Origin of the sequence: Microbacterium sp. Leaf351, assembly GCF_001423825.1 — a bacterium.
GTDB lineage: Bacteria > Actinomycetota > Actinomycetes > Actinomycetales > Microbacteriaceae > Microbacterium > Microbacterium ginsengisoli.
In genome coordinates, this window is the sequence record NZ_LMPK01000016.1 from 1 (window position 1) to 377 (window position 377).

General features: G+C 71.9%; 1 pseudogene. It reads left to right on the top strand.

Annotated elements, in window-relative coordinates:
• Positions 1–128 precede the first annotated feature (128 nt).
• Positions 129–377 (top strand): annotated as a pseudogene (locus ASG00_RS17525) (mannitol dehydrogenase family protein); the annotation flags it as partial.

Consider the following 377-nt stretch of genomic DNA (forward strand, 5'->3'; position numbering starts at 1 on the left):
CCGCCAAAGACGCCGTCTACCAGTCCTCCTGCGGCTAACCACCACACCACCACCCGCCCGCGGGCGCGCCGGTACCGGCCGCCCGCGGGCCTCCGCATTCCCCGCGACATCCACCGAGGAGCCCGCTCATGACCACCCTGTCGGCCGCCACCCTGGGCGACCTCGCCCCCACCGTCGCCGTACCGGAGTACGACCGTTCGCGCGTACGCACCGGCATCGTCCACATCGGCGTCGGCGGCTTCCACCGCGCCCATGAGGCGATGTATCTGGATCGCGTTCTCGGCACCGGGTCCACCGAGTGGGGGATCTGCGGCATCGGGATGCTCCCCTCCGACGTCGCCATGCGCGACGTGCTCGCTGCGCAGGACGGCCTCTAC